The sequence below is a fragment of the Pengzhenrongella sicca genome (genome assembly GCF_017569225.1).
GTDB classification, from domain to species: Bacteria; Actinomycetota; Actinomycetes; order Actinomycetales; family Cellulomonadaceae; genus Pengzhenrongella; species Pengzhenrongella sicca.
Genome location: NZ_CP071868.1, coordinates 612,211 through 631,029 on the forward strand (window position 1 = coordinate 612,211; position 18,819 = coordinate 631,029).

General features: G+C 74.1%; 13 protein-coding genes and 1 riboswitch. Of the genes, 10 read left to right on the forward strand and 3 right to left on the reverse strand.

The features are described from left to right. Nucleotides 1-49: 49 nt before the first annotated feature. The 3 genes from sucC to J4E96_RS02840 are packed head-to-tail and all read left to right on the forward strand — an operon-like array spanning nucleotide 50 to nucleotide 3,600. On the forward strand, nucleotides 50-1,216 hold the full coding sequence (gene sucC / locus J4E96_RS02830; RefSeq protein ID WP_227424287.1) for an ADP-forming succinate--CoA ligase subunit beta: 1,167 nt from the start codon (nucleotides 50-52) through the stop codon (nucleotides 1,214-1,216). Nucleotides 1,217-1,273: 57 nt separating this feature from the next. Then, nucleotides 1,274-2,167 (forward strand): succinate--CoA ligase subunit alpha, encoded by an 894-nt coding sequence (gene sucD / locus J4E96_RS02835; protein WP_227424288.1) that lies wholly within the window; start codon nucleotides 1,274-1,276, stop codon nucleotides 2,165-2,167. A 53-nt stretch (nucleotides 2,168-2,220) separates the two neighbouring features. Then, nucleotides 2,221-3,600, forward strand: coding sequence for a cell division protein PerM (locus J4E96_RS02840; protein WP_227424289.1), 1,380 nt, complete (start codon nucleotides 2,221-2,223; stop codon nucleotides 3,598-3,600). Between the two features lie 51 nt (nucleotides 3,601-3,651). On the opposite strand, the gene J4E96_RS02845 is transcribed toward J4E96_RS02840, so the two are convergent. Continuing rightward, the gene (locus tag J4E96_RS02845) at nucleotides 3,652-4,218 is read right to left on the reverse strand and encodes a hypothetical protein (RefSeq protein WP_227424290.1); all 567 of its coding nucleotides are present in this window, start codon (nucleotides 4,216-4,218) and stop codon (nucleotides 3,652-3,654) included. Nucleotides 4,219-4,340: 122 nt separating this feature from the next. Here J4E96_RS02845 and purN point away from each other — a divergent pair, with 122 nt between their 5' ends. Then, nucleotides 4,341-5,015 carry a phosphoribosylglycinamide formyltransferase gene (gene purN, locus J4E96_RS02850; protein ID WP_406620256.1) on the forward strand — a complete coding sequence of 225 codons (675 nt, stop codon included), beginning with the start codon at nucleotides 4,341-4,343 and terminating at the stop codon, nucleotides 5,013-5,015. A 13-nt stretch (nucleotides 5,016-5,028) separates the two neighbouring features. Next, nucleotides 5,029-5,122: riboswitch (ZMP/ZTP riboswitch) on the forward strand. A gap of 46 nt (nucleotides 5,123-5,168) precedes the next feature. Further along, entirely contained in the window at nucleotides 5,169-6,851 is a 1,683-nt protein-coding gene (gene purH, locus J4E96_RS02855) for a bifunctional phosphoribosylaminoimidazolecarboxamide formyltransferase/IMP cyclohydrolase (RefSeq protein ID WP_227424291.1), read from the forward strand. 65 nt (nucleotides 6,852-6,916) lie between these two features. Here purH and J4E96_RS02860 read toward each other — a convergent pair whose 3' ends face one another. Further along, a complete protein-coding gene (locus J4E96_RS02860) occupies nucleotides 6,917-8,254 on the reverse strand; it encodes an FAD-dependent oxidoreductase (protein WP_227424292.1) in 1,338 nt (445 codons plus the stop codon). 36 nt (nucleotides 8,255-8,290) lie between these two features. On the opposite strand from J4E96_RS02860, the gene J4E96_RS02865 reads away from it, so the two are divergent. Beyond that, entirely contained in the window at nucleotides 8,291-8,734 is a 444-nt protein-coding gene (locus J4E96_RS02865; protein ID WP_227424293.1) for a DUF3017 domain-containing protein, read from the forward strand. 80 nt (nucleotides 8,735-8,814) lie between these two features. Here the strand turns inward: J4E96_RS02865 and J4E96_RS02870 are convergent, their stop codons facing one another. Beyond that, nucleotides 8,815-9,771, reverse strand: coding sequence for an MIP/aquaporin family protein (locus J4E96_RS02870; RefSeq protein ID WP_227424294.1), 957 nt, complete (start codon nucleotides 9,769-9,771; stop codon nucleotides 8,815-8,817). A 226-nt stretch (nucleotides 9,772-9,997) separates the two neighbouring features. On the opposite strand from J4E96_RS02870, the gene J4E96_RS02875 reads away from it, so the two are divergent. From J4E96_RS02875 to pulA, 4 genes are all read left to right on the forward strand, one after another. After that, a complete protein-coding gene (locus J4E96_RS02875; RefSeq protein WP_227424295.1) occupies nucleotides 9,998-11,215 on the forward strand; it encodes an NADP-dependent isocitrate dehydrogenase in 1,218 nt (405 codons plus the stop codon). Between the two features lie 40 nt (nucleotides 11,216-11,255). Beyond that, nucleotides 11,256-12,248, forward strand: a complete 993-nt coding sequence (locus tag J4E96_RS02880) for a malate dehydrogenase (RefSeq protein ID WP_227424296.1) — start codon at nucleotides 11,256-11,258, stop codon at nucleotides 12,246-12,248. A gap of 240 nt (nucleotides 12,249-12,488) precedes the next feature. After that, the gene (locus J4E96_RS02885) at nucleotides 12,489-12,752 is read left to right on the forward strand and encodes a DUF167 domain-containing protein (protein WP_227424297.1); all 264 of its coding nucleotides are present in this window, start codon (nucleotides 12,489-12,491) and stop codon (nucleotides 12,750-12,752) included. Nucleotides 12,753-13,016: 264 nt separating this feature from the next. Continuing rightward, nucleotides 13,017-18,815 (forward strand): pullulanase-type alpha-1,6-glucosidase, encoded by a 5,799-nt coding sequence (gene pulA, locus J4E96_RS02890; RefSeq protein WP_227424298.1) that lies wholly within the window; start codon nucleotides 13,017-13,019, stop codon nucleotides 18,813-18,815. Nucleotides 18,816-18,819 lie beyond the last annotated feature (4 nt).

Sequence of the window (18,819 nt, forward strand, 5' to 3'; positions counted from 1 at the left end):
ATGCGGCCACTGCGGCCCACGTCCGCCGTCGACGGAAGGACGCAGCAGGGTGGATCTCTTCGAGTACCAGGCACGGGACATCTTCGACAAGCACGGTGTGCCCGTGCTCGGGGGCGTCGTCGCCACCACCGCTGACCAGGCCCGCGCCGGCGCGGAGCACCTCGGCGGGGGGACCGTCGTCGTCAAGGCGCAGGTCAAGACCGGCGGGCGCGGCAAGGCGGGCGGCGTCAAGCTCGCGCACTCCCCGGCCGAGGCGGCCGAGAAGGCCGGCGAGATCCTCGGCATGGACATCAAGGGCCACACCGTCCACCAGGTGATGGTCGCGGCCGGCGCGCAGATCGCCGAGGAGTACTACTTCTCGATCCTGCTCGACCGGTCCGAGCGCCGCTACCTCGCGATGGCCTCCGTCGAGGGCGGCATGGACATCGAGCAGCTCGCGGTCGAGCGCCCCGACGCGCTCGCGAAGGTCGCCGTCGACCCCCTCGTCGGGATCGACGCCGCCAAGGCGGCCCAGATAGCCGACGCCGCGGGCTTCGCGCCCGACGTCGCCGGCCCGGTCGCCGAGGTGTTCATGAAGCTCTGGGACGTCTACCAGGGCGAGGACGCGACGCTGGTCGAGGTCAACCCCCTCGTGCGGACGGCCGACGGCGCGATCGTGGCGCTCGACGGCAAGATCACGATCGACGAGAACGCCGGCTTCCGGCACCCGGACCACGCGGCGCTCGAGGACGCGGCCGCGGCCGACCCGCTCGAGGCGCGCGCGAAGGAGAAGGGCCTCAACTACGTCAAGCTCGACGGCTCCGTCGGGATCATCGGCAACGGCGCAGGCCTCGTCATGAGCACGCTCGACGTCGTGGCGTACGCAGGCGAGGCGTTCGGCGGCGTGCTGCCGGCCAACTTCCTCGACATCGGCGGCGGCGCGTCGGCCGAGGTGATGGCGAACGGGCTCGACATCATCCTGTCGGACCCGCAGGTCAAGGCCGTGTTTGTCAACGTCTTCGGCGGGATCACCGCGTGCGACGAGGTGGCGCGCGGCATCGTGGCCGCGCTCGAGATGCTCGGCGACCACGCGACCAAGCCGCTGGTCGTCCGGCTCGACGGCAACAACGTGCTCGAGGGGCGCGCGATCCTGGCCGCAGCGGCGCACCCGCTGGTCACCCTGGCCGACACGATGGACGGCGGCGCGGCGAAGGCCGCCGAGCTGGCCAACGCGTGAGCTGCCCGACCCCGCCCGCATCCTGCACAGAACTTCTGAGAAACGAGAGCTACCACGATGGCAATCTTCCTGACTGAGGCCTCCCGGGTCATCGTCCAGGGCATGACCGGCGCCGAGGGCAGCAAGCACACCGCCCGGATGCTCGCGTCCGGGACCGCGGTGGTCGGCGGCGTGAACCCGCGCAAGGCCGGCACCTCGGTCGAGTTCCCCGCGGCCGACGGCGCGGCCGCCGTCTCGGTGCCCGTGTACGGCTCGGTCGTCGAGGCGATCGCCGCGACGTCGGCGGACGTGTCCGTCGTCTTCGTGCCGCCGGCCTTCACCAAGGCCGCCGTCATCGAGGCCGTCGACGCCGGCATCCCGCTGATCGTGATCATCACCGAGGGCGTCCCGGTCGCCGACACCGCCGAGTTCTTCACCTACGCGCAGGCCAAGGGCGTGCGCATCATCGGCCCGAACTGCCCCGGGCTGATCAGCCCCGGCAAGTCGAACGTCGGGATCATCCCGGCGGACATCGCGGGCGCGGGCAAGATCGGGCTCGTCTCCAAGTCGGGCACCCTGACCTACCAGATGATGTACGAGCTGCGGGACATCGGCTTCTCGACGGCGATCGGCATCGGCGGGGACCCGATCATCGGGACCACGCACATCGACGCCCTCGCGGCGTTCGAGGCCGACCCCGACACCGCCGCGATCGTCCTCATCGGCGAGATCGGCGGCGACGCCGAGGAGCGCGCGGCCGCGTACATCGCCGAGTCGGTGACGAAGCCCGTTGTCGGCTACGTCGCGGGCTTCACCGCGCCCGAGGGCAAGACGATGGGCCACGCGGGCGCGATCGTGTCCGGCTCGTCGGGCACCGCGCAGGCCAAGAAGGAGGCCCTCGAGGCCGCCGGCGTCAAGGTCGGCAAGACGCCGTCCGAGGCCGCGAACCTCATCCGGGCGCTCCTGACCTAGCCGGTCGGCGCGGCGGGGGCCGGGCCGGCGCCTCGACCGGGGACGATGGGGTCGTGAGCAGCAAGACGGACACCAGCCGGGCGGACACGAGCAGCACGGGCAGCCGCTGGACGGGCAGTCAGAGCACGGGCAGCAGCGCGACGGACGCCGGCAGGACGCCGGCGTCCGAGCGGCTGGCCCAGCTCGGGCGACGCCTCGTGACCACCGACGACGGCGCGCCGCGCTCGCTCGGGGGATCGGTCGACGGCGCGCCGCGCTGGGCGGCCGGTCTCGCCGCCGGCCTGCAGGCGGCGCTCCTGTCGTTCGCCGTCGTGGTCGCGCCGACCCTCGCGGCCTACGTCGCGACCTCCGCCGACCCGTCGAACGCCGAGGTCGGGTGGCTCCGGTCCATCGGTGTCGGCGCCGGGATCTGGCTCCTCGGCCACGGCGTGCCCCTGGCCGCGGGCGGCGTGCAGGTCACGCTCATCCCGCTCGGGATCACGCTGCTCGCCGGGTACGCCTGCCACGCCTGCGCGCGGCGCTCCGGCTACGCGGCCTGGTCGGGCTATGCGGCCGCCCTCGGCGGGTACCTCTCCGTGGTGCTCGCCGTCGCCCTCATGGTGGCCCCGGGCGCGGCCGGGGTCGTCCGCGCGATCGCGGGCGCCGCCGTCATCGCGGCGCTCGGGCTCGGCGCCGGGCTGCTCGCGCGCCCCGAGGCGCCCCTGCTGCGCGACCTCAGCCGGCCGCTGTGGATCCGCGTGCCGGGGGCCGCGCGCGCCGGGATCGCCGCCGGGGTGCTCGCCGCCGCGCTGCTCGTGATCGGCGCCGTCGTCGTCGTGCTCTGCTGGATCGTCGTGGGCCACGGGAGCGTCACGGAGGTGGGCGAGAGCCTGGACCTCGACGTCATCGGCGGGACCGTCCTGGCGGTCGGGCAGGTCGCCTTCGTGCCCGACCTGGTCGGGTGGGCGCTCGCCTACCTCGCCGGGCCCGGGTTCGTGATCGGGGCCGGCTCGCACTTCGCGGCCGGCGCGATCGTCGCCGGGCCGCTGCCCGCGCTCCCGCTGCTCGGCGTCCTGCCGCAGCCGGGCGGGTCGACCGCGGCGCTCGAGTGGCTCCCGGCCGTGCTCGTGCTGGTTGGCGCCGTCGCCGGGTGGTGGCTGCACGCGCGGCTGCCGCGAGGCGCCTGGTGGCACGCGCTGCTGGCCGTCGCCGTCGCGGCGGTCGTGGCCGCAGTGCTCGCGGGCACGATCGTCGCGCTCTCGAGCGGGTCGGCCGGCCCCGGGCGGATGACCGAGGTCGGCGGGTCCGGCCTGCTCGTCGGACTCGCGGTCGCGGGCGGGACCGCGATCGGGCTCGCGGCCGTCGTGCTGCCGCTGAGCCCCGAGGTGCGGGCCGCCGTGCGCGGCTGCTGGCGCCGGGTCCGGGCCGGCCGGCACGGTGTGCGCGGGCGCTGACAGAGCGCCCGACCGGGCCACGGCGGTCCGGTCTCGCCGGTGAGCCGCCGGTCAGTCGCGCGTCGTCGTGCCGGTCAGCTCCAGCAGCCGGTCCTCGAGCGCCTGCTGGTAGTCGGCCTCGCAGCTCTGCGTCGCGGCGATCGTCAGCGCGTCCTGCAGGCACTCCTGCCGCTCGACCTGGACGGGCCACAGCAGCAGCATGCTGCTCATCGACACCGCGAGCAGCGCGGTGAACGAGAGCCCGATCGACAGCGTCGGGATGAGGACGCCGCGGATCCCGGCCCGCCACACGAAGATCAGCGCCCGGACGCCGACGACCAGCGCCGCGAGCACGAACCCGAGCGACGCCGCCTGCCACGGCAGCGGCAGCGCGTTCGCGATCACCGCGCCGAGCAGCAGCAGGCTGAAGATCGCGATCTGCTGGCCCGCGGCGCGCGTGACCTCGGGGTCGACCGGCTTCGGCGGGCCGGCCCGCCGCATCGGGTCGGGGAGCACCGGCGGCTGACCGCCGGGCCCGGGCGGGGTGGGGACCGGGTGGGGCGGCGGCGCCGGCGGGCGCGGCGCCGGGGCGGGCGGCCGCGGCGCGTTGCCCGACGGCGGAGCGTACGGATTGCCCATCGGTCGCCTCCGATCGTCCGCGGCACGGTCGCCGCTGGGCTGGCTGCGCGGGCGGGTGGCCGCGCGCGCCCATTCTTCCCCACCGAGGCCCCAGCGCTAGCCCGCGGGCTAAGGTCGTCGCCGTGAGCACAGCGCCCGGTCCCCGCGCCGCAGGGTCGACGACGCCGAACGGTGCCCGGGTCCGCACGAGCGCGGCGCACCGGGTCGTCGTGCTCGTCTCGGGCGCCGGGAGCAACTTGGCAGCGCTGCTCGCCGCCCACGACGACGCCGCGTACGGCGCCCGCGTCGTCGCGGTGGTCAGCGACCGGCCCGGCGCCGGCGCCCTCGCGCTCGCGCGGGCCGCGCGCGTGCCGACCGCCGTCGTCGCGCCCGCGGACTTCGCGGACCGGCCCGGCTGGGACCGCGGCCTGGCGGAGGCCGTCGCGGTGTTCCGGCCCGAGCTCGTGGTCTCGGCCGGCTTCATGCGGATCCTCGGCCCGACCTTTCTCGACCGGTTCCCCGCGCGCGTGCTCAACACCCACCCCGCGCTGCTGCCCTCCTTCCCGGGCGCGCACGGGGTCCGGGACGCCCTCGCGCACGGGGTCGCGGTGACCGGCGCGACGCTGCACCTCGTCGACGCCGGCGTCGACACCGGGCCGATCATCGCCCAGGTGGCCGTCGCGATCGAGGCCGACGACGACGAGGCCAGCCTGCACGAGCGGATCAAGGTCGCCGAGCGCGCGATGCTCGTCGACTGGGTGGGGCGCATCGCCCGGGGGACGCTGACGATCGAGGGGCGCCGCGCCGTCGTCGGCTGACGTCGGATATCCTGGCCTCGGCCGTGACTGGCGTACCTGAGGTGGATGCAACCACCGGGGAGCGGCCGCAGCAGTCCGCCGGAGCGCCGTTCGCCTGGGTGCCTGGGTCCATCACTGTGCCGCGCGCACAGGCCATGCCGACCCGGGAGACACATGTCCACCGCACCCCGCACCACGCCTGCTGAATCCACCACCGGCGTCGACGCCACCGCCGACTCGACGCGTCGCCCGCTGCGCCGCGCGCTCGTGAGCGTGTACGACAAGACGGGCCTCGTCGGGCTCGCCACGGCGCTGCACGCCGCGGGCGTCGAGCTCGTCTCGACCGGGTCGACCGCCAAGACGATCGCCGCCGCCGGCATCCCGGTGACCGCGGTCGAGGAGCTGACGGGCTTCCCCGAGTGCCTCGACGGGCGGGTCAAGACGCTGCACCCGCGCGTGCACGCCGGCATCCTGGCCGACACCCGCCGGCCCGAGCACCTCGCGCAGCTCGCCGACCTCGGCATCGCGGCGTTCGAGCTCGTGGTCGTCAACCTCTACCCGTTCACCGCGACCGTCGCCTCGGGAGCGACGCCGGACGAGTGCGTCGAGCAGATCGACATCGGCGGGCCGTCGATGGTCCGGGCCGCCGCGAAGAACCACCCGAGCGTCGCCGTCGTCGTCGAGCCGGCGCAGTACCCGGCGGTCGTCGCGGCGGCCGCCGGCGGGGCCGACGGCGGCTTCACGCTCGCCGAGCGACGCGCGCTCGCCGCGGCCGCGTTCGTGCACACGGCCACCTACGACGTCGCGGTCGCGAGCTGGTTCACGAACGTGCTCGCGCCCGTCGCGGCTGGTACTGATCCCGACGCCGACGCCGACGCCGGCGCCCCGGTCGCCTCGCCGCTGCCGTCCTGGGCCGGCGCGACCTGGGAACGCGCCGCGGTGCTGCGCTACGGCGAGAACCCGCACCAGGCCGCGGCGCTCTACGCCCAGGGCGACGGCACGATCGGGCTCGCGCAGGCGACCCAGCTGCACGGCAAGGAGATGAGCTACAACAACTACGTCGACGCCGACGCCGCGTGGCGCGCCGCGCACGACCACACCGGCCCGGCCGTGGCCATCATCAAGCACGCGAACCCGTGCGGCATCGCCGTCGGGGCCGACATCGCGCAGGCGCACGCCCGCGCCCACGCGTGCGACCCGCTGTCCGCGTTCGGCGGCGTGATCGCGGCCAACGAGATCGTGACCGCGGCGATGGCCGCGCAGGTCGCGCCCGTGTTCACGGAGGTCGTGGTCGCGCCGGGCTTCGAGCCCGCCGCCATCGAGATCCTGACGGCCAAGAAGAACATCCGCCTGCTCGTCGTGGCCGCCGCGCCGCGCGCCGCGGCCGAGATCCGGGCGATCAGCGGCGGGCTGCTCATGCAGCAGGCCGACCGGATCGACGCCCCCGGCGACGACCCGGCCGCGTGGCAGCTCGTCGCGGGCGCGCCCGCCGACGCGGCGACCCTCGCCGACCTCGCGTTCGCCTGGCGCGCCGTGCGGGCCGTGAAGTCGAACGCGATCCTCCTGGCCTCCGGCGGCGCGTCCGTCGGCGTCGGCATGGGGCAGGTCAACCGGGTCGACTCGTGCAAGCTCGCGGTCGAGCGCGCCGGGACCGGCGACGACGGGCGCGCGCGCGGCTCGGTCGCGGCGTCGGACGCGTTCTTCCCGTTCGCCGACGGGCTGCAGGTGCTGCTCGACGCGGGGGTCCGCGCCGTCGTGCAGCCCGGCGGGTCAGTGCGCGACGCCGAGGTGATCGCCGCGGCCGAGGCCGCCGGCGCGACGCTGTACCTGACGGGCACCCGGCACTTCGCCCACTGAGGAACGCCGCCGGCCGAGGCGCGCGTCAGCCCTCCCGGCGGCGCGCGCCAGCCCAGGCTGCGGCGTCAGTCGGCGACGGCGGAGCGCAGCGGGCGAGACGGGTCGGCGGCAAGCCGCGGGTCGAGGCGGGGGAGCGCGGCGCCGGCGTACAGGCGCCGCGCGGCCCCCGCGTCGCGCGGCCGGTCGACCGTGAGGACCGCCGTGAGCTCGCGCGGGCCGCTCGCCGGGTCGCGTGCCGGCGTCCCGCCGGCGAACCACAGGGCCGTCCAGCCGTCCGGGCCGGCCGGGTCGCCGCGCAGCACGAGCTCGTCGGCGTCGCCGCGGGATCCGTACAGGGTCAGGTCGTGCCCGAGCTGCGTCGAGAAGACGTAGGGCGCCGGGTCGGCGGCCAGTTCGGCGACCGTGGCGGTGACGGCCGACGTGGCATCGGCGGTCGGCGCGCGCGCGAGCAGCGCAGCCGCCGCGACGGCCGGGCCGCGCAGCGCGCCGTCCCAGTGGCCGCCGGGCACCCAGCCGTGCCGCGCCGACCGGCGCCGGGCGAGGTCGCCGACCGCGCGCACATGTGCCGGCCCGCCGACGACGGCGTACCGCGCGTCGACCCGGATCGCGCCGTCGGGGTCGATCGGCACCGCGCCCGCGAGCCAGCCGGTCGCCGGGCGCGCGCCGATCGCCGCGAGCACGACGTCGGCCGGGCACCAGCGGCCGTCCGCGAGGCGCACGCCGTCGGCCCGGACCTGCGCGGCCGGGCTGCCCGTGAGCAGCCGCACGCCGGCGGCCGCGTACCAGCCGGCGGTGAGCGCGCCCGCGGCGCCGAGCGCGGCGGCGAGCGGGGCGTCCGCCGCCTCGACGACGGTCACGTCGACCCCCGCGGCGGCGGCGACCCCCGCGACCTCGGCGCCGATCCAGCCCGCGCCGACGACGACGAGCCGCGCGCCCGGGTGCAGCCGGGCCCGCAGCGCGTCAGCGTCGGCCGCGGTGTGCAGCGTGACCGCGCCCGTCCAGCCGGGCGGCGCGATCGCGTGCGACCCGGTGGCGAGGATGACGGCGTCGGCCGGGAACTCGGCGTCGGCGGTGGTGATCCGGACGCCGGCGGCGCCGACGGCGAGGCCGGTCGCGGGGGAGGCGAGGCGGACGTCGTCGGCGAGCGCGAGCACGTCGACGCCGAGCTCGCCGGTCAGCCAGGCGGGCTCGGCGCGCTCGAGCAGCTGCTTCGACAGCGGCGGGCGGTCGTACGGCGCGAGGCCCTCGCTGCCGAGGAGCGTGAGGTGGCCGTCGAACCCGAGCGCGCGCAGCGCCGCGACGGACTGCGCCCCGGCGAGCCCGGCGCCGACCACGACGATCGAGCGGGGTGGGAGCCGCGGCACGCCCGCGTCGGGGCGGTCGGGTTCCGGTGGGACGGGCACGGCGCAACGGTAGCCTGGCATGCAGGAGGCCGATCCATGCAGCAGGACCTGACGACGGGGCTCGCCGCGGCGAGCACCGCGGCGCACCGCGAGCCCGCGCGCGAGTCAGCGCGCGAGCCCGCGCGCGAGCCGGTGCGCGAGGCGGTGGCGGAGCCCGCTCGCGAGCCCGTGCGCGAACCCGAGCCGGAGCTCGACGTGCGCGCGACCGCGCGCGCCTCGCTCGCGGCCGGCCGCACCCCGTCGCTGTGGTGGACGTGTACCGGGCTGGGGATCTCGCTGGCGCTCGTGCTGACCGTCGGCGTGGCGACCGGGGGCCTCGTGCTCGCAATCGGGCTCGCGTGCGCCGGGCTGGCGCGCGCCGTGCTGCCGTCGCCCGGGCCGGTCGCGTTCACCGTGCGCTCGCGCGTGCTCGACGTCGCGGTCCTGCTGCTGCTCGCGGTCGGCGTCGGCTTCCTGTCCCAGGTCATCCCGGTTCGCTAGAGCCACGCACGAACCGCCCGTCGCCGGGTGGCGACGGGCGGTTCGGGTGGTGCGTGGTGCGGTCGTGCGGGCCGAACGGCTCAGGCGGTGACCTGGTCCAGCTCGACCTCGTCCTCGTCGGCGAAGTCGTCGGCGAGATCGTCGGTCGGCTCCGACGCGAACGCGCGGTAGGCGAGCCCGGCGATGAGCGCCCCGACCAGGGGCGCGACCCAGAAGACCCACAGCTGGCCGAGCGCGCCGCTGCCGGAGAACAGCGCCGCGGCGCTCGCCCGTGCGGGGTTGAGCGCGCCGTTGCTGATGGGGGCGGCGACGAGCAGCAGGACCGCGTAGCTGAACCCGACCGCGAACGGCGCGAGGGACCGCTGGGCGCGGTGGCTGGTGACCGCCAGGAAGATGCCGACGAGCACCGCGACGGCGATGACCTCGATGAGCAGCGCGGGGAGCAGGCCGAACGTGACCTGGCCGGTCGACAGCAGCGAGAGCGGCGAGTGGGCGTCGAACCCGCTGGCGGTCGAGGCGAAGAACTGCTGCGTCGTCGTCTCCGTACCCGAGGCGACCAGGGTCGGCAGCGCCGTCGGGATCGTCAGGTACAGCGCGGCCGCGGCGAGCGCCGCGCCGACGAGCTGCGCGAGCCAGTACGGCACGAGGTCGCGCCACGTGAGCCGGCCCACGATCGCGGAGCCGAGGCTGATGGCCGGGTTGAAGTGGCCGCCCGAGACGTGCCCGAACGCGAGCATGCCCGCGGTCAGCGCGAGGCCGAACGCCAACGCGACGCCGAGCGTGCCGGCTCCCGAGAGCGTCGTGTAGAGCGCGACGCCGAGGCCGACGAGCACGAGCACGAACGAGCCGATCGCCTCGGCGCCGAGGCGCGCGAGCAGGGCGGGCGGCGCGGCGACGAGCACGACGTCGCCGGTCACCACCAGGACGTCGGCGGCCGGGACGGGCGTGGCATCGCTCACCGGTGGCGTGGGCACGTCCGGCGAGGCGGCAGTTACCCGTCCCGTGGTCGAGCTGAGGTCAGAGGTGTCCTTCGACATGATCGTCCTGTCCTTGGTGAGTCGGACGCCGGCGGCGCCCCGGTGAGCATGCCGGTTCCACCTGGACGTCCGCTGTACGTCAGCCCAGCATGTCACTGTGCTCCGGGCTTGGCGCGGACGGGCTCCAGCGAGATCCGTGGCCCGATGACGGGCCAGAATCTCTCGATGTCGAGTAATCTCCTCTTCGGTGCCCAGAACCACACTTCAGACCACAGGAGATCGCCGGATGGCCAAGATCAAGGTAGTCGGACCGGTCGTCGAGCTCGACGGCGACGAGATGACGCGGATCATCTGGCACTTCATCAAGGATCGGCTGATCCACCCGTACCTCGAGATCGACCTGCGCTACTTCGACCTGTCGATCGAGAACCGCGACGCGACCGACGACCAGGTCACGGTCGACGCCGCGCACGCGATCAAGGAGCACGGCGTCGGGGTCAAGTGCGCCACGATCACGCCGGACGAGGCGCGCGTCGAGGAGTTCGGGCTGAAGAAGATGTGGGTCTCGCCCAACGGCACGATCCGTAACATCCTCGGCGGTGTCGTCTTCCGCGAGCCGATCATCATCTCCAACATCCCGCGGCTCGTGCCGGGCTGGAACAAGCCGATCATCATCGGCCGGCACGCGTTCGGCGACCAGTACCGGGCCACGAACTTCAAGGTGCCCGGCGCCGGGACCCTGACCCTGACGTTCACCCCGACGGACGGCTCCGCGCCGATCCAGCAGGAGGTCGTGACGTACCCGGCCGGCGGCGGCGTCGCCATGGGGATGTACAACTTCAACGACTCGATCCGCGACTTCGCGCGCGCGTCGTTCGCGTACGGCCTGCAGCGCGGCTACCCCGTGTACCTGTCGACCAAGAACACGATCCTCAAGGCGTACGACGGCGCGTTCAAGGACATCTTCGCCGAGGTCTTCGCGGCCGACTTCAAGGCTGACTTCGATGCGGCCGGCCTGACCTACGAGCACCGCCTGATCGACGACATGGTCGCCTCCGCGATGAAGTGGGAGGGCGGCTACGTCTGGGCCTGCAAGAACTACGACGGCGACGTCCAGTCCGACACCGTCGCGCAGGGCTTCGGCTCCCTCGGCCTGATGACCTCGGTCCTGATGACGCCGGACGGCCGATGCGTCGAGGCGGAGGCGGCGCACGGCACGGTGACGCGGCACTACCGCCAGCACCAGGCCGGCAAGCCGACGTCGACCAACCCGATCGCCTCGATCTTCGCGTGGACCGGCGGGCTCAAGCACCGCGGCCTGCTCGACGGCACGCCCGAGGTGACGGCCTTCGCCGAGACCCTCGAGGACGTCGTCATCAAGACCGTCGAGTCCGGGAAGATGACGAAGGACCTGGCCCTGCTCGTCGGGCCCGACCAGGCGTGGCAGACCACCGAGGCGTTCCTCGCCTGCCTCGACGAGAACCTAGCCGCGCGTCTGTCCTGACCCGGTTCCTGATGCGCGTCCAGATCAAAGGAGTTCTGTGATGGCTAGCACCACCCCCGTCAACGTCACCGTCACCGGCGCGGCCGGCCAGATCGGCTACGCCCTGCTGTTCCGGATCGCGTCGGGCCAGCTGCTCGGCCCGGACACGCCGGTCAAGCTGCGCCTGCTCGAGATCCCGCAGGGGGTCAAGGCCGCGGTCGGCATCGCGATGGAGCTCGATGACTGCGCCTTCGGGCTGCTCGCCGGGATCGACATCTTCGACAACCCGACCGACGGGTTCGACGGCGCGAACGTGGCCCTGCTCGTCGGCGCGCGCCCCCGGACCGCCGGCATGGAGCGCAGCGACCTGCTCACCGCGAACGGCGGCATCTTCGCGCCGCAGGGGGCGGCGATCAACGCCGGCGCGGCTGACGACATCCGCGTGCTGGTGGTCGGCAACCCGGCCAACACCAACGCGCTCGTCGCCGCCGCGCACGCCCCCGACGTGCCGGCCGAGCGGTTCAGCGCGATGACGCGGCTCGACCACAACCGCGCGCTGCACCAGCTCGCCAAGAAGGCCGGCGCGGACCTGAGCGACGTCCGCCGGCTGACGATCTGGGGCAACCACTCCGCGACCCAGTACCCGGACATCTTCCACGCGGAGATCGCCGGGCGGCCCGCGGTCGAGGTCGTCGCCGACCAGGACTGGCTGGAGTCCGACTTCATCCCGACCGTGGCCAAGCGCGGCGCGGCGATCATCGATGCCCGAGGTGCGTCGTCGGCGGCCTCGGCGGCGAACGCCGCGATCGATCACGTCCACTCCTGGGTCAACGGCACGCCCGAGGGGGACTGGACGTCGGCTGCGATCGTCTCCGACGGCTCCTACGGCGTGCCCGCGGGGCTGATCTCGTCGTTCCCGGTCACGTCGACGGGCGGCCACTGGCAGATCGTCCCGGACCTGGAGATCGACGCTTTCTCGCGGGACCGCATTGACGCCTCCGTCGCCGAGCTGATCGACGAGCGCGACGCGGTCTCGAAGCTCGGCCTGCTCTAGGCCCCACTAGCAGCGCGCACAACGTCGCACTCGGCGAACTGCGCTCCGCCGAGTGCGACGTTGTGCGCCCGCCCAGGCGCTGGCGTCCGCGACACCGTCGCACTCGGCGAACGGTGCCCCGCCGAGTGCGACGTTGTGCGCCCCGCCGCGCTGCCCCAGGCGCTGGCACCCGCCGCAACGTCGCACTCGGCGAAGGGGGTGAGCGGGTAGCGTCCAGCCCGACGGGAACGGGGTGGGCGCATGCGGATCGCGATCAGGGTCAAGCCGGGGTCGTCGCGCGCGAAGGTCGGCGGGCTGCACGGCGAGCGGCTCGTGGTCGCGGTGAACGCGCGCCCCGTCGACGGCGAGGCGACCGAGGCCGCGCTGGCCGCGGTCGCGGACGCGTTCGGTGCGCGCCGCCGCGACGTGCGCCTGGTCTCCGGGGTCAAGGGCCGGGACAAGCTCGTCGAGCTCGACCCGGAACCCACGGACTGCGCCGACCGCCTCCGCGAGCTCCGCGGCTAACCCCTGCCCGACCCACCCACCACCCGGTTTTCAGAGGTATCGGTTCGGATTCTGCACCGATACCTCTGAAAACCGGGCGAGGGCGGGGGCGGGGGTGGGGGCGAGGGCGGGGGTGGGCGGGGCACAGGGCGCGCGCAGCGGGGGCACAGCCGGTAGGGTGAAAACGCGGGTGAGAAACGCTTGCTGTAACTTGCGGCAACGCGTTACTGTCGGCTCACCCCGCCCACCGCCCGCACATTGATGTGCGGGAACAAGGAGTCGACGATGACCGCAGCTGCCGCCCCGCGAACCCTCTCCTGGCGTGCCTCGATCGCGATGGCCAGCGCCCTCGCCGTCGGCCTCGCCGGCGCCGCGCTCGCCGCGCCCCCGAGCGCGAGCGCCGCCGACGGCGACCGGACCTTCGCCCTCGTCGGCTCGCTCCAGTCCGAGCTCGGCTGCTCGGCCGACTGGCAACCCGAGTGCGCGGCGACCGAGCTCGCCGCCACGGGCGTCGAGGGCCGGTACGCCGCGGAGTTCGAGGTCCCGGCCGGCACCTACGAGTACAAGGTCGCGGTCAACGACACCTGGGACGAGGCCTACGGCGCCGGCGGCGGCGCCGACAACGCCCCGCTCGTGCTCGCCAGCGCGACGACCCTGCGGTTCACCTTCGACGACGGCACGCACCGCATCGCGGTCGCCCCGGTCGAGCTCACGGGCGGCTACACGCCCGCCGACGACGCGCTCGTCGCCGAGCCGGTGCGCCAGCCCGGCTCGGACGAGCAGTTCTACTTCGTCATGACCGACCGGTTCGCGAACGGCGACCCGACGAACGACTCGGGCGGGCTGACCGGCGACGCGCTGACCACGGGCTACGACCCCACGAACAAGGGCTTCTACAACGGCGGCGACCTCGCCGGGCTCGCGGCCAACCTCGACTACATCGAGGGCCTGGGCACGACGGCGATCTGGCTCACGCCGTCGTTCACGAACCGGCCCGTCCAGGGCACCGGCGCGAACGCGTCCGCCGGCTACCACGGGTACTGGATCACCGACTTCACCCGGATCGACCCGCACCTGGGCACGAACGCCGAGCTCGAGGCCCTCATCGCGGACGCGCACGCGCGCGGCATCAAGGTCTACTTCGACATCATCACCAACCACACCGCGGACGTCATCGACTACACCGAGGGCACCTACGACTACGTCGACCAGGCGACCTCGCCGTACCGCGACGCCGCCGGCACCGCCTTCGACCCGGCCACCTACGCGGGCACCGACACCTTCCCGGAGCTCGACGCGGCGTCGTCGTTCCCGTACACCCCGACCATCCCCGCCGCCGACACGACGATCAAGGTGCCCGCCTGGCTCAACGACCCGACGCTTTACCACAACCGCGGCAACTCGACCTGGGCGGGGGAGTCGGTCACCTACGGCGACTTCGACGGCCTGGACGACCTCATGACCGAGCACCCGACCGTCGTCAACGGCTTCGTCGACGTCTACGACCAGTGGATCGACCTGGGCATCGACGGCTTCCGGATCGACACCGTCAAGCACGTCAACCTCGAGTTCTGGCAGCAGTGGACCACCCAGGTCCTCGACTACGCGCACGCCGCGGGCAAGCCCGACTTCTTCATGTTCGGCGAGGTCTACGACGCCGACGCGACCAAGACCAGCCCGTACGTCCGAAAGACCGACATGAGCGCGACGCTCGACTTCGCGTTCCAGGCCGGCGCGACCGGCTTCGCCCAGGGCTTCTCGGGCGAGGGCCTGTCGAAGCTGTTCGCGAGCGACGACCTCTACACGACCCCCGACTCGAGCGCGACCGCGATGCCGACCTTCCTCGGCAACCACGACATGGGCCGGATCGGGTACCTGGTCAAGAGCGCGAGCAGTCCGCTCGCGCGGTCCGAGCTTGCGCACTCCCTGATGTACCTCACGCGCGGCCAGCCCGTCGTGTACTACGGCGACGAGCAGGGCTTCGTCGGGGACGGCGACCTCGGCGGCAAGGACAAGGACGCCCGCCAGTCGCTGTTCGCGAGCCAGGTGCCCGAGTTCGTGAACCAGGCGCTGCTGACCGGCGAGACCGCCGGCTCGGTCGACCGGTTCGACCCCGCCGCCCCGCTGTACGCGCACATCGCCGAGCTCGCCGCACTGCGCGAGTCCACCCCCGCGCTGTCCGAAGGCGCGCAGATCGAGCGGTTCGCGGATGCCTCGGCGTACGCGTTCTCCCGCGTCGACCCGACCGAGCGCGTCGAGCACCTCGTCGCGCTCAACAACTCCGACGCCGCGCGCGAGCTCACGCTCACGACCCTCACCCCGGGCGCGACGTACGCCGTGCTCTACGGCGACGCCGCCCCGGTGACTGCCGACGCCGCGGGCCAGGTCACGCTCACCGTGCCGGCGCTCGACGCGGTCGTGCTCGTCGCGGACGCCCCGGTCGCGGCGCCCGCCGCCGCCGGGCCACTGACGATCGCCGCCCCGACGGCCGGCGCCGCCGTCGACGGCGTCGCGCCGATCTCGGCCGACGTGGACGAGAACGTCTGGCAGCAGACCAGCTTCTCCTACCGCGCCGTGGGCGGCACCGACTGGACGCCGCTCGGCACGGCAGAGACCGGCGACCCGCGGGTCTTCCACGACGTCACCGACCTCGCCCCGGGCACGCTCCTCGAGTACCGGGCGGTCGCGGTCGACGCGGCCGGCAACAAGGCGGCGGCCTCGACCTACGCGAGCGTCGGGATCGCCGTCGACGGCGTCGTCCCGGTCCCACCCGTGGACGAGGGCCCGACGACCGTGACCGTCGCGGGCGACTTCAACTCCGAGCTGGGCTGCGCGAGCGACTGGATGCCGCTGTGCGAGAGCGCCCAGCTCGCCAAGCGGGCCGACGGCGCGTGGTCCGGCGCGTTCGACCTGCCCGCCGGCACCTACCAGTACAAGATCGCGATCGACGGCAGCTGGGACGTCAACTACGGCGCCGGTGGCGTCGCGGGCGGCGACAACGTGACCTTCACCCACGCCGGCGGCCCGATCACGTTCTTCTACGACCCCGTGACGCACTACTTCACGTCGACCTCGCAGGGCCCGATCCTCACGCTGCCCGGCAGCGCGCAGAGCGAGCTCGGCTGCCCGGGCGACTGGCAGCCGGACTGCCTCGCGGCGTGGCTGCAGGACCCGGACGGCGACGGCGTGGCCACCTTCACGACCGACACGATCCCGACCGGCAGCTACGAGGTGAAGGTCGCGCACAACCTCGGCTGGGACGAGAACTACGGCGCCGACGGCGTCCTCAACGGCGCCAACATCGCCTACAGCGCGACGACGGGCGAGCCGATCACGTTCAGCTACGACCTGGCGACGCACCTGCTGACGATCGATTCGGCGCAGCCGCAGCTGCCCGGGCTCGGCGAGGCGCGCGCGCAGTGGATCGACGCGGGCACGATCGCCTGGCCCGCGGCGTGGATCCCCGCCGCGACCGATCCCACGACCCTGTCGTGGACGCTGCACTCGGCGCCCGACGGGTCGCTCGAGGTGACGGACGGCGCCGTCGTCGGCGGCACCTCGCTCGACCTCGCGCTCGACCCCGCGGGGCTCACCGCCGCGCAGCTGGCCCGGTTCCCCGCGCTCGAGGGCTCCGTCGCGCTGACGGTCCCGAGCGCGGACCGCGCCGCGGTCGAGGCGCTGCTGACGGGCGAGCTGCTCGTCGCCCAGTACGGCCCGGACGGCACCGCGTCGACGGGAGCCGCGCAGGCGATCACCGGGGTGCAGATCCCCGGCGTCGTCGACGACCTGTTCGCCGCCGACGCCGCCGACGCCCGCCTGGGCGCGACGTGGCGCGGCGGCCGACCCAGGCTCGCGCTGTGGGCGCCGACGGCCCAGCAGGTGACCCTGCTGCGCTGGCCCGGCGACGTCGCGGCCGAGCCGCAGCGGGTGCCGATGACGCGGCGCGCCGACGGCTCGTGGACCGTGCGCGGGGCGAGGTCGTGGGCGGGCGACGCCTACCGGTACGAGGTCACGGTGTACGCGCCCACGACCGACGCGGTCGAGGTCAACCAGGTCACCGACCCGTACTCGGTCGCCCTGACCACGAACTCGACGCACTCGGTGCTCGTCGACCTCGCCGACCGGGCCTTCCGGCCGCGGTCCTGGGAGCGCGCGAAGCAGCCAGTGGTCCGGCCGGTCGACCAGACCATCTACGAGCTGCACGTGCGGGACTTCTCGATCAACGACCAGACCGTCCCGGCCCAGCTGCGGGGCACCTACGGGGCGTTCGCCGCGAACGGGTCGGGCCGGGCGCACCTGCGCGAGCTCGCCGACGCGGGCCTGACGACGGTGCACCTGCTGCCGACGTTCGACATCGCGACGATCGAGGAGGACCGCGCCGCGCAGGCGGTGCCCGCGGGCGACCTCGCGTCGTACGCGCCGGACTCGACCGAGCAGCAGGCCGCCGTCGCGGCGGTCGCCGACACCGACGGCTTCAACTGGGGCTACGACCCGCTGCACTTCTCCACGCCGGAGGGCTCGTACGCGGTCAACCCCGAGGGCGGGGCGCGCATCGCCGAGTTCCGCACCATGGTCGGCGCGCTGCACGCGGACGGGCTCCAGGTCGTGCTCGACCAGGTGTTCAACCACACCGCGGCGAGCGGGCAGGACCCGAAGTCGATCCTCGACCGCGTCGTGCCGGGGTACTACCACCGGCTCAACGCCGCCGGGGCCGTCGAGACCTCGACGTGCTGCCAGAACGTGGCGACCGAGCACGCGATGGCCGAGAAGCTCATGGTCGACTCCGTCGTGCTCTGGGCCCGCGACTACAAGGTGGACGGCTTCCGGTTCGACCTCATGGGGCACCACTCGGTCGCCACGATGCTCGCGGTGCGGTCGGCGCTCGACGAGCTCACGGTCCGGCGCGACGGCGTGAACGGCAAGGCCGTGTACCTGTACGGCGAGGGCTGGAACTTCGGCGAGGTCGCGGACAACGCGCTGTTCACGCAGGCCACGCAGGGCCAGCTCGGAGGGACGGGCATCGGCACCTTCAGCGACCGCCTGCGCGACGGCGTGCGCGGCGGTGGCCCGTTCGACGAGGACCCGCGCATCCAGGGCTTCGGCAGCGGCGGGTACACCGACGCGAACGGCGTCGCGGCGAACGGCACCGAGGCCGAGCAGCTCGCGCGCGTCCAGCACGACGGCGACCTCGTGCGCCTCGGGCTGGCCGGCAACCTGCGCGGGTTCTCGTTCCAGACGGCCGACGGCGCGATCAGCACGGGCGCGGAGATCGACTACAACGGCCAGCCGGCCGGGTACGCCGACTCGCCCGAGGAGGTCATCACCTACGTCGACGCGCACGACAACGAGACCCTGTTCGACTCGCTGACGTACAAGCTCCCGGTCGCCACGTCGATGGCGGACCGGGTTCGGATGAACACGGTCTCGCTCGCGACGACTGCGCTCGCGCAGACGCCGTCGTTCTGGCACGCGGGCGCCGACCTGCTGCGGAGCAAGTCGCTGGACCGCAACAGCTATAACTCCGGCGACTGGTTCAACGCGCTGGACTTCACCGGCCAGGACAACGGCTTCGGCCGCGGCCTGCCGCCGGCGCCGGACAACGAGGCGAAGTGGCCGATCCAGGGGCCGCTGCTCGCGAACCCGGCGCTCAAGCCGGCCGCCACGGACATCGGCGCCGCGTCCGCGGCCGCCGAGGACCTGCTGCGGCTGCGGTTCTCCACGCCGCTGTTCCGCCTCGGCAGCGCCGGGCTCATCGAGCAGAAGGTCTCGTTCCCGGGCAGCGGGCCGGACGCGGACCCGGGCGTCGTCGTCATGCGGATCGACGACACGGCGGGCCGGGACGTCGACCGCCGGCTTGACGGGGTCCTCACCGTCATCAACGCGAGCGACGGGCCGACGACGCAGCGCGTCCCGGCGCTCGCGGGCCACGACCTCGACCTGTCCCGCGTACAGGCGCGCGGGAGTGACGGCGTCGTCCGCACGACGACGTGGGACGAGGCGACGGGTGAGGTCACCGTCCCGGCGCGCACAGTCGCCGTGCTCGTCGAGAAGGAGTCGCACCGCCACTCGTGGTGGCCCTGGTAGGGCT

What these genes read in the sequence shown, in the direction of transcription:
- sucD (WP_227424288.1), top strand. Translation starts at nt 1,274, where the DNA reads ATGGCAATCTTCCTGACTGAGGCCTCCCGGGTCATCGTCCAGGGCATG.
- J4E96_RS02845 (WP_227424290.1), bottom strand. Translation starts at nt 4,218, where the DNA reads ATGGGCAATCCGTACGCTCCGCCGTCGGGCAACGCGCCGCGGCCGCCC.
- purH (WP_227424291.1), top strand. Translation starts at nt 5,169, where the DNA reads ATGTCCACCGCACCCCGCACCACGCCTGCTGAATCCACCACCGGCGTC.
- J4E96_RS02865 (WP_227424293.1), top strand. Translation starts at nt 8,291, where the DNA reads ATGCAGCAGGACCTGACGACGGGGCTCGCCGCGGCGAGCACCGCGGCG.
- J4E96_RS02870 (WP_227424294.1), bottom strand. Translation starts at nt 9,771, where the DNA reads ATGTCGAAGGACACCTCTGACCTCAGCTCGACCACGGGACGGGTAACT.
- J4E96_RS02875 (WP_227424295.1), top strand. Translation starts at nt 9,998, where the DNA reads ATGGCCAAGATCAAGGTAGTCGGACCGGTCGTCGAGCTCGACGGCGAC.
- J4E96_RS02880 (WP_227424296.1), top strand. Translation starts at nt 11,256, where the DNA reads ATGGCTAGCACCACCCCCGTCAACGTCACCGTCACCGGCGCGGCCGGC.
- J4E96_RS02885 (WP_227424297.1), top strand. Translation starts at nt 12,489, where the DNA reads ATGCGGATCGCGATCAGGGTCAAGCCGGGGTCGTCGCGCGCGAAGGTC.
- pulA (WP_227424298.1), top strand. Translation starts at nt 13,017, where the DNA reads ATGACCGCAGCTGCCGCCCCGCGAACCCTCTCCTGGCGTGCCTCGATC.